The organism is Pseudomonas sp. FP1762, from assembly GCF_030687105.1.
Classification (GTDB): Bacteria; Pseudomonadota; Gammaproteobacteria; order Pseudomonadales; family Pseudomonadaceae; genus Aquipseudomonas; species Aquipseudomonas siliginis.
This window is the reverse complement of sequence record NZ_CP117458.1, coordinates 5,743,034-5,756,816: the sequence shown is the minus strand read 5'-3', so window position 1 is coordinate 5,756,816 and position 13,783 is coordinate 5,743,034. Positions and strand designations below refer to the sequence as shown.

Below are 13,783 nucleotides of genomic sequence, written 5' to 3'. Positions count from 1 at the left end.
AGGGGGCAGCGAAATCAGACGTGGGGGACGCGTTTTGTAGGACGTTACTTCTGTGAGTGGAGGATTTCGGAGTAGGGGGGGCGAGTTAACGAAGACACAAAACAGGTCATTTCAGTGATATCACTGAAATGACCGTTGGTGAGGTTGCAGCGCAAAAATTCAGATCAATTGCAGAGCCTTTCTCCACCATGAGTTCACAACCGTGCGGTTTGCTTGTTCTCGCTCCGTCACCATGTGTGGTACATCCTGCAACCGTATCCACGGCTGGTTATTCCAGTGCAGCAAACTCAACGTCATGTCCGGCCAACTGAGCAAGCTGAGATGTGGGCGTTCGCTTGTGCTGGGGAGTTGGGCGTCGCGCAGGGTGGGGATGACTTGGTGGGTGAGCCATTCGCGCAGCGCTCGGTATTCGGGACAGTAGTGGTAGACGAGGAGGGCGTAGATGCCTGATTCGCTGATCAGCAGGGTGTTTTCGATCTGGTTGTGGATCAGGGTTTTGCGGGTTTGGTATTGGTCGGGGTCGAGTTTTCGCAGCATGCGTTCGTTGAGGTAGATGTGCAGCAGGCGGCTCAGGTCTCGGGCGCAGAACCAGGGTTGGTTCTGAATGAGGAGTGCGTTGAGGGGGAGTTTGTGGCGGGTGAAGATGCTAGGTGTCAGGTAGTTTTCGTCCATGGTTCAGTTCTCGAATTCAAGTGAAGAAAACTGCTTCTGTTCGTCGCCAAACGAAAAGGGTGGCAGCTATGCGCGGGTTGGCGAACCGGTGAATTCGAAACCGGCAGACCCTGAGGTCTCCCACGCAAAGCCGCCATAACTCGTTGAGAGAAAAAACCTCTGTGTGAGTTTAGTTGCATTGCGTCAAATTCGATCCAGGTCGCCAAACCCGGTGCTGAACATTCAGCATCGGATGAGCTTAGAAACCTGGGCTTTTCGGCGCAATCGGACGGCGGTGGTGCAGGTTGTAGGACGTTGCGGGGATGGTTGAAGGGCTGAAGATCAAAAGATCGCAGCCTTCGGCAGCTCCTACAGGGGACGCGAATTATTCAGCGGGCGGTGTCAGCTTCGCTTCCATCTCGGCAACCTTGGCTTCGAGGCTTTCGAGGCGGGCGCGAGTACGCGCCAGCACTACCATCTGACTATCGAACTCTTCCCGGCTGACCAGATCGAGTTTGCTGAAGGCACTTTGCAGCAGCATTTTGAACTGGCTTTCCATTTCGGCTTTCGGCAGCGGGGTGTCGCCGCTGAAGAGGCGGGAGGCGGTGCCACTCAGGGCGTCGAGGAAGTCTTTGGGCGCGAGCATGGGAAATGTCCTGGAAACAATGGCCGGCAGTGTATCACGCAGTGTCTATAGTCAATCCCGTTGCACGGATGCACGCTTTTCGCGCAGGGGGACGGACGGTGGCGCACCGTTGTTGTGCGTATCGGCAAAAGCTTTTCTGCCCGAGCGCTTGCAACAGGTGCCAAGCGATTGAAATGCAGGGTTTTTGCCGAGCTGGCAAGGTTTCTGCTTAGTCACCCTCGACCCATGCACTGATGCAGTCGCTGTGACGAATGCAGTGCGGCAGACGAAGCGGGGAGTTTCGTCTGATGCGGTTAGCTGGCGTCAACGATGCGTTACAAAGCCAGGCACTGCGCTTAGACTTGAGACGGGTTTGTTTTCCTGGGGCAAGTCCACCAATTCGGGAGAGAGTTTCATGAAGCTAGTCACTGCCATCATCAAGCCGTTCAAGTTGGACGACGTGCGCGAGTCGCTGTCCGAAATCGGCGTGCAGGGCATTACCGTCACTGAAGTCAAAGGCTTCGGCCGGCAGAAGGGTCACACCGAGCTGTATCGCGGCGCGGAATATGTGGTCGATTTTCTGCCCAAGGTGAAAATCGACGTGGCCATCGACGACAAGGATCTGGATCGGGTTATCGAGGCGATAACCAAAGCGGCCAACACCGGCAAGATCGGTGACGGCAAGATCTTCGTGGTCAATCTGGAACAGGCGATCCGCATCCGTACCGGCGAAACCGATACCGACGCGATCTAAGCGCCGCCACAAACCCAACGCCCCAGGAGAAAACAATATGACTCTGCGTAAATTCGCAGGGCTAGGCGCCCTGTTGTCCATCGTAATGCCCGGCATCGCCATGGCGGCAGACGAAGTGGCAGCGCCAGTCCTCAATTCCGGCGACACCGCCTGGATGCTCACCTCGACAGCGCTCGTGCTGTTCATGACCATCCCCGGCCTGGCGCTGTTCTACGGCGGTATGGTTCGCTCGAAAAACATTCTTTCCGTGCTGATGCAGTGCTTCGCCATTACCGGTCTGATCAGCATCCTGTGGGTCATTTATGGCTACAGCATTGCCTTCGACACCACCGGCATGGAGCAGGGCGTCGTCAACTTCAATTCGTTCTTCGGCGGCATGGGCAAGGCGTTCCTCGCCGGTGTCACGCCTTCGAGCATCACCGGCCCGGCGGCGCTGTTCCCTGAGGCGGTGTTCATCACCTTCCAGATGACCTTCGCGATCATCACCCCGGCGCTGATCGTCGGTGCGTTCGCCGAGCGCATGAAGTTCTCCGCGATGCTGATTTTCATGGGCATCTGGTTCACGCTGGTTTATGCACCGATCGCGCACATGGTCTGGTCCGGTAACGGCGGCCTGATGTGGGACTGGGGCGTGCTCGACTTCGCTGGCGGCACCGTGGTGCACATCAACGCCGGTATCGCCGGTCTGGTCGCTTGCCTGGTACTGGGCAAGCGCAAAGGCTTCCCGACCACACCGATGGCTCCGCATAACCTCGGCTACACCCTGATGGGCGCGGCGATGCTGTGGGTCGGCTGGTTCGGCTTCAACGCCGGTTCCGCTGCAGCCGCCAACGGCACTGCCGGTATGGCCATGTTGGTTACCCAGATCGCCACTGCCGCTGCGGCACTGGGCTGGATGTTTGCCGAGTGGGTCACCCACGGCAAGCCAAGCGCACTGGGCATTGCTTCGGGTGTGGTCGCCGGTCTGGTCGCGATCACTCCGGCCGCTGGCACTGTAGGCCCGATGGGTGCACTGGTGATCGGTCTGGCCGCAGGCGTGGTGTGCTTCTTCTGCGCCACCACCCTGAAACGCAAACTCGGCTATGACGATTCCCTGGATGCCTTCGGCGTGCACGGCATCGGCGGTATCCTCGGCGCGATCCTCACTGGTGTGTTTGCCGCACCGGCACTGGGCGGCTTCGGCACCGTGACTGACATCGGCGCGCAGGTCTGGATTCAGATCAAAGGCGTCGGCTTCACGGTGATCTACACCGCGATCGTGACTTTCATCATCCTCAAGGTCCTGGACGCCGTCATGGGTCTGCGTGTGACCGAGGAAGAAGAGTCGGTGGGCCTCGATCTGGCACAACACAACGAACGCGGCTACAACCTGTAAGTACGCGCACTAAAAAACTTGCCCGGTTCGCCGGGCATTTTTTTGTCCGGGATTTGTCATTCAAGGTGCGGCTGAAAGGATTTTTCTTACGGCTTTGGTCGTCTTTACGACGAGGCTTTTTCTGCGGGCAATCGCTTACATCGCTGCAGGAATATTAGGGCCTTTGTTTTTTTTCAGAGCACGCTAGAATGCGCCCCGAACGAGCGGAGAACTGTATGTGGCAACAGACTCTGATAACCCTGCGGGCAAGGCCCCGGGGCTTTCATCTGGTGACGGACGAGTTACTCGCAGGCTTGCCTGAACTCAAGACCTGTCGGGTCGGTCTGTTGCATTTGTGGCTGCAGCACACGTCGGCATCGTTGACCATCAACGAGAACGCCGATCCGGCAGTTCGTCGCGACTTCGAACGATTTTTCAATCGTCTGATCCCACAAGGAACAGACGGCTACGAGCACAACGACGAAGGCCCGGATGATCTCCCGGCGCACTTCAAGGCCAGCGTGCTCGGTTGCCAGATCAGTCTGCCGGTTGCGGCAGGGCGGCTGGCACTGGGTACCTGGCAAGGGATTTATCTGGGCGAGCACCGTGATCATGGCGGTGCCCGTAAAGTCCTCGCCACCTTGCACGGTGAACAGGCATGAGCCGCTGCCGGGCAGCGGCAGAAGATTTTTCAACGGCGGCTTCGACAGCCGCCAAAGCTGGTCTATAACTAATCTGCTTTTGGCAAGTCATGAGGTAGAACATGAGCGACGATGATCTGGAAAACGACGACCTCGAAGTAGGCGACGAAGACGAGGCCGAGGAAGGCCTGGAAGCGGCAGCGGAAGACGTTACCGAAGACGATGGCGGTGACGACACGCCGGCCCCGGCTGCCAAAGGCAAAGCCAAGGCTGCGGTCTCGGTCGACGAGTTGCCGAGCATCGAAGCCAAGAACAAGGAGCGCGACGCCCTGGCCAAGGCCATGGAAGAATTCCTTGCGCGCGGCGGCAAGGTGCAGGAAGTGGAGGCCAATGTGGTCGCCGATCCGCCCAAGAAGCCGGACAACAAGTACGGCAGCCGCCCTATCTGAGGCGCGTCGCTCGCTTGCTGAAAAAGCCCGCCGTCGCTGCGGGCTTTTTTATGCCTGGAATAAATGCGTTGAAAACAAATGCAGTCCCCTGTGGGAGCGAGCCTGCTCGCGAAGAGGGCATGTCAGCCGACATACATGTTGGATGACACACCGCATTCGCGAGCAGGCTCGCTCCCACAGGGCTGTAGATCAGTTCGAGGAAGCATTCCAGCGGGAGAGGACGGCTGGCAGTTCAGTGAGGCTGCGAATTTCCGCATCCGGCAAGCGCTCCGCTTCCCAGACCTTGCCCGTCGGGTTGAACCACACCGCGCGCAAGCCTGCCTGCTGAGCGCCGGCAATGTCATCGCCAGGATGATCGCCGACATGCACCGCCGCTGCGGGGCTTACACCGCCGCGCTGTAACGCTTCATGAAACAGCCGTGCATCCGGTTTGGCGATGCCGATGTCTTCGGCGCACAAGGCGAACTTGAAGTAATCCGCCAGCCCCAGCCGGCGCACGTCGGCATTGCCATTGGTGACCACGCCGAGGGCGTAATGATTGGCGAGCAGCTCCAGCAGCGGCTCGACCTCCGGGAACACTTCGATCTGATGCCGCGCATGCAGGAACACTTCAAAAGCCTTGTCAGCCAGCTCCGAGGCCTCGCCGTGGGCATATCCGGCTTCTTCCAGCGCATGGAACAGCACACGTCGACGCAGCGCGCTGATGCGGTGCTTGAGCCCCGGTTCGCCCGCCAGCACACGCTCGCGAATCGACCACAAATGCTCCACCGGCACCGCGCCCAGACCCGAGGCATGTTCGCTCAGCCATTCGCGCAACACGGTTTCGGCGCTGGCGATCACCGGAGCGGTGTCCCACAGGGTGTCGTCGAGGTCGAAGGTGATCAACTGAATGCTCATGAATCATCGCCTTTCATGCGTTTGGCCCGGGGATGGGCGCTGTCGTAGATCGCCGCCAGATGCTGGAAGTCGAGGTGGGTATAGATCTGTGTGGTTTTGATATCGGAGTGGCCGAGCAATTCCTGCACCGCGCGCAGATCCTGCGAGGACTCGAGCAAATGGCTGGCGAAGGAGTGCCGGAGCATGTGCGGGTGCAGGTTCTGCCCCAGTTCGCGCTCGCCAGCCAGTTTGACCCGCACCTGAATCGCGCGCGGGCCAAGGCGTCGGCCCTGCTGGCTGACAAATACGGCATCGTCTGCCGGGTTGGTCATTGCGCGTAGCGGCAACCAGTGTTCGAGGGCTTCGCGGGCCTTGGCGCCGACTGGCAGCAGCCGGGTCTTGCTGCCCTTGCCGAGCACCTGAACCATGCCGTCGGCGAGGTCGAGTTGATCGAGATTGAGCCCGGTCAGCTCGGACAGGCGCAGGCCAGAGGAATAGAACAGCTCCAGAATCGCCTGATCGCGCCGGGCGAGAAAATCGTCCTCGACCGCACCTTCCAGCAGCTGCAATGCGCGATCGGTATCAAGGGTTTTCGGCAGGCGTCGTTCGCCTTTCGGCGGGGCCAGGCCGGTGGCCGGGTCGTGGTCGCACAGGCCTTCGCGATTCAAGTAGTGATAGAGCCCGCGCACCGCCGAGAGCAGGCGGGCGAGGCTGCGCGAGGACTGGCCTTGCGCATGCAACCGGGCGATCAGGCTGCGCAGGCGCTGGATATCCAGCGCGGCCCAACTGCCGATGTTCTGCTTGATGCACCAGCCAAGGACTTTATCGAGGTCGCGGCGATAAGCCGACAGGGTGTGCGGCGACACCTGTCGCTCACTGCGCAGATGTTCGCAGTAAGCGTCCAGTTGTCGTTCCATGGTCAGCGTACCGAGCGCAGCGAGCTGTTGACCCGTGGCAGCACGCGGCCCATGACCTCGGCGATGTAGCTCAGGAACAGGGTGCCGACCGAGCTCTTGTAGTGCTGCGGGTCACGGCTGGCGATGGCCAGAATGCCGTGAATGCCCTGATGGCTGATGGCAACCACGGCGGTCGAGCCGATCTGCTGGCGCTGTTCTTCGCCGAAGAGGAAATCCAGCTCATGTTCACGCAGGCTGCCGCTGACGCTTTTGCCTTCGGTGAGCAGGCCACCGATCGCGGTTTGCGCGTCGGCGTGAGTCACCCAGCGGCCGACCGGTGCCGGGTTGTCGCCGAGCAGGATCAGGCTGACGAAAGGCACCTGGAAATCCTGACGCAGGCTGTCCTCAACGCTGATGACCACGTCTTCTAGGGTCGATGCATCCATCAGCGCGAGAATCAGGCGGCGGGTCTTTTCAAACAGGCGATCGTTGTCGCGGGCCACGTCCATCAGATGCGAAAGGCGATGGCGCATCTCGATATTGCGGTCGCGCAGGATGGTCATCTGCCGCTCGACCAGCGACACGGTGTCGCCGCGTCGGTGCGGAATGCGCAACGAGGGCAGCAGCTCTTCGTGCTCGACGAAAAAGTCCGGATGAGCCTCCAGGTAGGCGGCAACTGCGGCTGCCTCGAGGCTCTCGGACGCTGATTCGTCGGCTGGTCGGGCGGGTACCTGTGGCTTGTCGGTCATGATTTCTGCTCGCTCAAAGACGCACTTGTCCTTCGTATACACGCACTGCCGGACCGGTCATCAATACCGGTTCGCCCGGGCCGGCCCACTCGATGGACAGGCGTCCGCCGGGCAGGTCGATCAACAGCGGCGAATCCATCCACCCCTGACTGATGGCCGCCACCGCCGCGGCACAGGCGCCGGTGCCGCAGGCCTGGGTTTCCCCGGCGCCGCGTTCCCACACACGCAGTTGCGCGCGATGGCGATCGATGACCTGAAGGAAGCCGACATTGACCCGCGCCGGAAAGCGCGGGTGGTGTTCGATCTTCGGCCCCAGTTCATGCACCGGTGCGCTGTTGATGTCGTCCACGCGAATGACCGCATGGGGATTGCCCATCGACACGGCGGCCAGTTCGACCGTGGTGCCATCGACTTCCAGCGGATAGCTGCTGGCCTGGGCCGGCGCCTGGAATGGAATGTCTGCCGGCACCAGGCGCGGCGCGCCCATGTTCACGCCGATCTGGCCGTCGTTACGCACGTCCAGTTCAATGATGCCGCCCTTGGTCTCGACGCGGATCTGCCGTTTGGCGGTCAGACGCTTGTCGAGCACGAAGCGGGCGAAGCAGCGCGCACCGTTGCCGCACTGCTCCACTTCCGAACCGTCGGAGTTGAAGATCCGGTAGCGGAAATCCACATCCGGGTTGCTCGGCGCTTCGACGATCAGCAACTGGTCGAAACCGATACCGGTGTGGCGGTCGCCCCATTGCTTGGCGTGTTTGGGCTGAATGTGCGCGTGCTGGCTGACCAGGTCGAGGACCATGAAGTCGTTGCCCAGGCCGTGCATTTTGGTAAAACGCAGCAGCATGGGTTACTCCGGCAGCAGGCTTTCGCCGGCAAACAGCTCGGCCACGGTTTCGCGGCGACGCACTTCAAAAACCTGATCACCATCCACCAGCACTTCAGCGGCACGGCCGCGAGTGTTGTAGTTGGAGCTCATCACAAAACCGTAGGCGCCAGCCGAATGCACGGCCAGCAGATCGCCTTCTTCCAGCGCCAGCTCGCGGTCCTTGGCGAGGAAGTCGCCGGTTTCGCAGATCGGGCCGACGATGTCGTACTTGCGTGCAGCGCTGTCGCGCGGTTTCACCGCCGTGACGTCCATCCACGCCTGATACAGCGCCGGACGGATCAGGTCGTTCATCGCCGCGTCGACGATGGCGAAATCCTTGTGCTCGGTGTGCTTGAGGTATTCGACCTGTGTCAGCAACACGCCGCCATTGGCAACGATGAAGCGGCCTGGCTCGAACACCAGCGCCAGATCACGCCCGTCGAGACGTTCGCGCACAGCCTTGATGTAATCGGCAGCCAATGGCGGCTCTTCATCGCGATAACGCACGCCCAAACCACCACCGAGATCGATGTGGCGCAGGTGAATGCCGCAATCGCCGAGGCGGTCGACCAGATCCAGCAGGCGATCGAGTGCATCAATGAACGGCGGCAGGGTGGTCAGTTGCGAACCGATATGGCAGTCAACGCCCACCACTTCCAGGTTCGGTAGATGCGCGGCGCGCACGTACACGTCTTCGGCATCGGCAATGGCGATGCCGAACTTGTTCTCTTTGAGACCGGTGGAAATGTACGGGTGGGTGCCGGCATCGACGTCCGGGTTCACGCGCAGCGAAACCGGGGCGCGAACACCCAGCTCGGCGGCGACTACTTGCAGGCGCTCAAGCTCATCGGTGGACTCGACGTTGAAGCAGTGCACGCCGACTTCGAGGGCGCGGCGCATGTCGTCACGGGTCTTGCCGACGCCGGAGAAAACGATCTTGTCGGCGCTGCCACCAGCGGCCAGTACACGTTCCAGCTCGCCACGGGAAACGATGTCGAAACCGGCGCCGAGACGGGCCAGGACATTCAGTACGCCGAGGTTGGAGTTGGCTTTGACCGCGAAGCAGACCAGATGCGGCATACCGGCCAGCGCATCGGCGTAGGCCAGATATTGCGCTTCGATGTGCGCGCGCGAGTAGACATAGGTGGGCGTGCCGAAGCGGTCGGCGATGGCGGACAGCGCCACACCTTCCGCGAACAGCTCCCCGCCACGGTAGTTAAAAGCGTCCATGGCGATCCCTTAGTAAACGTCGTGCTTGTGAGCCTTGGATGGCTGCTTCTGCGAAGACTGGGCTTGTTCGGCCGGGTCCTGATCGTCATCCGGCAGGTACAGCGGGCCTTTTTGACCACAGGCCGAAACGAGGCAGGCAACCGCGACGAGCGCAGCAAGGGAAGAGATCAGGCGCTTCATGGCGAAATCCTTGAAAATGCGTTAATTGCGCCGGAGTATACCGGCCACCCGGCAGCTTGCCTATGCGAGGGGGTTCCCGTCCGGCGGGGCTCCTGTGATGCGCATCATCCCTGTGGGAGCGAGCCTGCTCGCGAAGGCGTCGGCAAATTCAACAGGCTCGTTGCCTGACACACCGCTTTCGCGAGCAGGCTCGCTCCCACGGGGGCGGTGCTGGATGGGCCGACAGGTGCTTGGTCGTTAATCTTTGCAATCGGTCGGCAGCGTCCGTATCTTTCGGCGCTTGAGCCTGATCAGACATTTTTGAGGTTGCCGCAATGAGTTTGTCCGAAGCCCGTTTCCACGATCTGGTCGATGCTACCCAGCAGACGCTGGAAGATATCTTTGATGACAGCGACCTGGATATCGACCTGGAGAGCTCGGCAGGTGTCTTGACCGTCAAGTTCGAAAATGGCTCGCAGCTGATCTTCAGCCGCCAGGAGCCGTTGCGTCAGCTGTGGCTGGCGGCCGTGTCCGGTGGTTTTCACTTCGACTACGACGAAGAAAGCGAGCGCTGGATGTGCGACAAGAGCGAAGAGCAATTGGGCGAAATGCTTCAGCGCCTCGTCAAGCAGCAGGCTGGCGCCGAATTCGATTTCGAAGGTCTGTGATTCGTGACGGATGCCGCGCCTGTTCGCCCGCCGAAACCGCTCTACAGCAACGTCAGCCCGGCGGTGCCTTCGCCCTGCACCGGCGTATGCCGACTGGACGAACAGAAAGTCTGTCTCGGCTGTGCGCGCCACGTCGAGGACATTCGCGAGTGGCGCTCGGCGGATGATCAGCGGCGCCGGGTGATTTGCCAGCAGGCTACCGCACGAAAATCCCAAGCCTGTTGATATCGTGGCGAGGGGATTTATCCCCGTTGGGTCGCGTAGCGGCCCCAAAATCTATACGGCTGCTGCGCAGCCGAACGGGGATAAATCCCCTCGCCACAAGGGTTTCACCCAGGCAAAAAAGGGCGTGACTTGTATATTTTTTGAGCTGTGATAGTGTCCGCGAACGCCTCAAACCACCGAGGCACGGTGAAAACCCCGTCTTTTTTGGCGGGGTTTTGCTTTTTTTGTGCAGAAGAAAGGAGTCTGCCTGGATCATGACCGCACCTTCCATCACCCTTACCCGTCTGGACGTGCAACGTCTGGAGCGCCTGATCGACAGCCTGAGCGACAAAGACCAGGCTGCGCCGGGCGTGATTGCGCTGCAAACCGAGCTGGACCGCGCCGATACCGTGGTCGGCCACGATGAAGTGCCCGCCGATGTCGTGACCATGAATTCCCGCGTGCATTGCCGCGAAGAAGGCAGTGGCAAGGATTACCACCTGACGCTGGTCTATCCCAAGGACGCCAACGCCGACGAAGGCAAAATTTCCATTCTGGCGCCGGTCGGCAGTGCGCTGCTGGGCCTGAAGGTCGGTCAGCATATCGATTGGCCGGCGCCGGGCGGCAAATCGCTGAAACTGACCTTGCTGGAAGTGGAATCGCAACCGGTCAACGGCGGCGCCTTTCCCGAATAAATCCCCGCTTCAAACCTGTTCGAGCGCTTCATTCAACGAGCGCTCCAGGTCCGCCTTGTAGCGCAGATACAGATTGCTTGAACTGTGCCCGTCACCGAGCAGACCCGACAGGTCGAGGTCGGTGATGTAGCAGCGATAACGCTCGGTCTCGCGACGCTGCTCGACGATCTCCCGGGCGACCACGCTGAACAACTGGTCGCCATGCTCCAGCTCGCTGAATTCCCGCTGATTGCAGTACAAGGTGACCTGCACTTCGCCGGGTGCGGCTTTGCCGATGATTGCCTGCACGTCGTAGAACGGTTTGTTCACCGGGGTCTGCGGTGCTGGTCGGGTTTCGACCCTGCGCGAGCGCCCCGGGCCTGACGGCAACAGCTGGTAATACAAAGTCTCGGGGCTGCCCGCAGGGCCACCGTCCATCGGCAATTGCGCTTCACGGCGGTACTGGATCGATTGCAGAAAACGTTGCAGCGGCACCAGCAGACTCTGCTCGTCGTGGTACGGCAGATGTTGTTGCCACAGCGCATTGAATTCATCCAGCACGTACAGCTCCGCCTGCTGTTCACTGATGCGATAGAACACTTGAATGCACTCCGGCTGACCCATCGGCAGGATCAGCGCCAGATCGTGATCTTCCAGCGCCATCGGGTCGAGGTGCAGCGGGCTGTAGCGCGGTTGTTCTTCGCCCAGATAATCGAGCAGCGCCGGCAGGGTGGCGAGGGCGACATGGTTGACCTGACCCGGCACCAGCTCCAGCACGTGATAGTGCTGCTGCACCTGAATCAGGTAGCGGTGATTCAGCTCGCTGAGCAACAGGGTCTGCGCGGTGTCGACGATTTCTTCGACGCGGCGGGCAATGAATTGCGCGCGGTTGTGGCAGAAGCAGCGCACTTTCAGCGACGGCTGCACAGGGCCGCGCGGCAGGTTGTTGAGGTAATCGCGCAGGCAGTCGAGCAGCGCATGCGCGCCGTCGAAACGATTGACCAGCACTTCGTTCCAGCTGTTGAGCGTGACCTGATCGAGGGTCAGCACCAGATTCTCGCGCACGCCGGCATAGCTCAGCGAGTCGGTGCGTTCGGTGGTCATCAAAATGTTCAGATCACGGTGATGCTTGAGCGGATCGACGCCGACGTTGATCAGCAGCAGCACTTCGCTGGGCACGGCGGCGCGCAGCAAGGGCTCTTCGGCGACGGTGGACAAGGGCAGGGCGATGCACTGCTGCAGGCTGCCGAGCAGGTTGAACAGCTCGAACTCGCTCAAGTCGCTGGTGCCCGGATGCAGGGCCAGGCGGGTGCTGCTGTCGATCACGCCGTTGCGGTGGCACCAGGTCAGCAGTTCAAGTAGCTCGCGACTGCGCTTGATCGGCGCGAAGTGTTCCCACTCCAGCGCCGTCAGGCTGCCGTTGTACAAACCCCACTGGGTCTGCCCCGGCTCCTTTTTGTTCGGCGACTGCACCAGGGTCAGGGTGTCTTCGGCCAGGTCCGGGGCGATGCCCGGATTGATGAACTCGACCTTGTCGGCCTTGCGCTCGAATGCCGCGTAGAGTCGACGGCCGAGCACATTGAGGTCGCGCTTGTTGATCAGGCTGACGGTCTGTTCGCTGCGGGCGAACTGGGTCAGAAAGCGATAGCTGTAATTGAGTTCGTTGACCAGCGCGCGGCGCTCGGCGCTGACCTGGCGGACTTTCCACTGACTGCGGCTGTCGAGCAGCGCCAGTTGCCGCTGATCCCAGTGCCACTCGCCGGCCAGGCGTTCGAGCAGTGCGCGTTGCCAACCCTGGCTGCGGCTGTTGCCGGTGAGCTTGCGGTTGACCTTCAGATACAGCGCGCGGCGCACCAGCTCAAGGCGTTCCGGTTCGTTGCGGGCGAGCAGGTATTCCTCGATACGCCGGTACACGACCATGTACGGGTCAAGCTCATCGAGATCGAGCTGATTGGCGAACACGGCTTTCTTGAAGCGCAGGCTCAGGCACTGCACTTGCGGATGTTCGCTGGCGTACACCTCGGTCAGCAGCAGTTTGAGCACCGACTTGTAGGGCGACTCGATGCCTTTGAACAACTGCCACAATCCGGCACCGATGAATTCCCCGGGCGGAATGGTCGCCATCGGCCCGAGATCGAGGGTTTCATCGGCGCGAATAAAGCGTTTAGACAGCAGGGTGTGGGTGTAAGCGTCGTAGGCTGTTTCTTCATAGACTGGCACCAGCCACCAGATCGGCGTGCGCCCGGCCAGCCAGATCGCCGTGCGATAAAACTCGTCGAGCAGCAGATAGTGCTGGGTGCTGCCGCAGTTTTCCGAACTGAGCTGAGCATCACGTTCGCCTTTGACGAAGCGCGCCGGGTCGATCAGGAAGAAATGCGCCTCGGCACCCTGGCTCGCGGCCCAGGTTTCCAGCAACTGGCATTTCTTGCGTAGCTCGGCGAGTTCGCTTTCGCTCAGATCTGGGGCATGGCAGACCCACACATCCATGTCGCTCTGATCGGCCTGTGCCAGCGTGCCGAGGCTGCCCATCAGGAACAAACCGTGAATCGGTCGCGGCGGGTTGCTGCCATGGCGCGGTTTGTAAGAAAACGAGCGGGTCAGGCGCTGCGCCTCGGTCAGCGCATTGGCGTCCGGCTCATAATTCGAGAGACCGGCCGACGTACTGCCCGAGACATAGCCGGGCAGCAACGGATGATTGACGTGAAAGAACAGCGGCAACAGCGTCAGCACGCTTTGCTGGCGCGTCGACAAACCTTCGAGGGCGCGGCCGAGGCGGCCTTCATTGAGTTTGAGAAAACGGGCGCGCAGTTGGCTGAGTACCTTGCGGTCGATGCCTTCGTCCAGGTCGGGGCGGATTTCGTGGGTGCGCGTCATGTCAGCTCAAACCGGCTTGCAGGCTCGGACGTAGAGGGTCTCGAAATGGCCGCAGTTTAGCCTCTGCGCAGCAGGAGGTTTAAGCTGAATTTGTTTTTTGACGTCAGATTTTCA

Annotated in this window: 16 protein-coding genes; 7 read left to right on the top strand and 9 right to left on the bottom strand. The window is 60.7% G+C overall.

Annotated elements, in window-relative coordinates; all coding sequences use genetic code 11:
- Positions 1–159 precede the first annotated feature (159 nt).
- Positions 160–672 (bottom strand): Bro-N domain-containing protein, encoded by a 513-nt coding sequence (locus PSH90_RS25855; protein ID WP_252877099.1) that lies wholly within the window; start codon positions 670–672, stop codon positions 160–162.
- Between the two features lie 364 nt (positions 673–1,036).
- Complete coding sequence (locus PSH90_RS25850) at positions 1,037–1,297, bottom strand: accessory factor UbiK family protein (protein ID WP_095181253.1); 261 nt, start codon at positions 1,295–1,297, stop codon at positions 1,037–1,039.
- 394 nt (positions 1,298–1,691) lie between these two features.
- Between PSH90_RS25850 and glnK the strand changes: the two genes are divergently transcribed.
- The 4 genes from glnK (at position 1,692) to sutA (ending at position 4,474) form a co-directional block, all read left to right on the top strand.
- Positions 1,692–2,030, top strand: coding sequence for a P-II family nitrogen regulator (gene glnK, locus PSH90_RS25845; protein ID WP_002555808.1), 339 nt, complete (start codon positions 1,692–1,694; stop codon positions 2,028–2,030).
- A gap of 37 nt (positions 2,031–2,067) precedes the next feature.
- Entirely contained in the window at positions 2,068–3,405 is a 1,338-nt protein-coding gene (locus tag PSH90_RS25840; RefSeq protein ID WP_041476939.1) for an ammonium transporter, read from the top strand.
- A gap of 215 nt (positions 3,406–3,620) precedes the next feature.
- Positions 3,621–4,046, top strand: a complete 426-nt coding sequence (locus PSH90_RS25835) for a secondary thiamine-phosphate synthase enzyme YjbQ (RefSeq protein ID WP_024014775.1) — start codon at positions 3,621–3,623, stop codon at positions 4,044–4,046.
- Positions 4,047–4,147: 101 nt separating this feature from the next.
- Positions 4,148–4,474 (top strand): transcriptional regulator SutA, encoded by a 327-nt coding sequence (gene sutA / locus PSH90_RS25830; protein WP_056791627.1) that lies wholly within the window; start codon positions 4,148–4,150, stop codon positions 4,472–4,474.
- A 189-nt stretch (positions 4,475–4,663) separates the two neighbouring features.
- Here sutA and PSH90_RS25820 read toward each other — a convergent pair whose 3' ends face one another.
- From PSH90_RS25820 to PSH90_RS25795, 6 genes are read right to left on the bottom strand one after another with little or no spacing between them, the layout of a single operon-like run.
- The gene (locus PSH90_RS25820; protein ID WP_305381742.1) at positions 4,664–5,371 is read right to left on the bottom strand and encodes an HAD family hydrolase; all 708 of its coding nucleotides are present in this window, start codon (positions 5,369–5,371) and stop codon (positions 4,664–4,666) included.
- Complete coding sequence (gene xerC, locus PSH90_RS25815; protein WP_252877097.1) at positions 5,368–6,267, bottom strand: tyrosine recombinase XerC; 900 nt, start codon at positions 6,265–6,267, stop codon at positions 5,368–5,370. The genes PSH90_RS25820 and xerC overlap by 4 nt, the downstream gene beginning before the upstream one ends.
- A 2-nt stretch (positions 6,268–6,269) precedes the next feature.
- Positions 6,270–6,995 carry a DUF484 family protein gene (locus tag PSH90_RS25810; protein ID WP_041476935.1) on the bottom strand — a complete coding sequence of 242 codons (726 nt, stop codon included), beginning with the start codon at positions 6,993–6,995 and terminating at the stop codon, positions 6,270–6,272.
- 13 nt (positions 6,996–7,008) lie between these two features.
- A complete protein-coding gene (gene dapF / locus PSH90_RS25805) occupies positions 7,009–7,839 on the bottom strand; it encodes a diaminopimelate epimerase (protein WP_056791632.1) in 831 nt (276 codons plus the stop codon).
- A 3-nt stretch (positions 7,840–7,842) separates the two neighbouring features.
- Positions 7,843–9,090, bottom strand: coding sequence for a diaminopimelate decarboxylase (gene lysA, locus PSH90_RS25800; protein WP_056791636.1), 1,248 nt, complete (start codon positions 9,088–9,090; stop codon positions 7,843–7,845).
- 9 nt (positions 9,091–9,099) lie between these two features.
- Positions 9,100–9,270, bottom strand: coding sequence for a lipoprotein (locus PSH90_RS25795; RefSeq protein WP_016772589.1), 171 nt, complete (start codon positions 9,268–9,270; stop codon positions 9,100–9,102).
- A gap of 314 nt (positions 9,271–9,584) precedes the next feature.
- On the opposite strand from PSH90_RS25795, the gene cyaY reads away from it, so the two are divergent.
- The 3 genes from cyaY to rnk all read left to right on the top strand — a co-directional run bounded on the left by cyaY (position 9,585) and on the right by rnk (position 10,816).
- A complete protein-coding gene (gene cyaY / locus PSH90_RS25790; protein WP_056791639.1) occupies positions 9,585–9,917 on the top strand; it encodes an iron donor protein CyaY in 333 nt (110 codons plus the stop codon).
- Between the two features lie 3 nt (positions 9,918–9,920).
- Complete coding sequence (locus PSH90_RS25785; RefSeq protein WP_076564524.1) at positions 9,921–10,142, top strand: DUF1289 domain-containing protein; 222 nt, start codon at positions 9,921–9,923, stop codon at positions 10,140–10,142.
- Between the two features lie 254 nt (positions 10,143–10,396).
- On the top strand, positions 10,397–10,816 hold the full coding sequence (gene rnk / locus PSH90_RS25780) for a nucleoside diphosphate kinase regulator (protein WP_024014769.1): 420 nt from the start codon (positions 10,397–10,399) through the stop codon (positions 10,814–10,816).
- Positions 10,817–10,825: 9 nt separating this feature from the next.
- Here rnk and PSH90_RS25775 read toward each other — a convergent pair whose 3' ends face one another.
- A complete protein-coding gene (locus tag PSH90_RS25775) occupies positions 10,826–13,669 on the bottom strand; it encodes a class I adenylate cyclase (protein WP_305381740.1) in 2,844 nt (947 codons plus the stop codon).
- Positions 13,670–13,783: the final 114 nt, after the last annotated feature.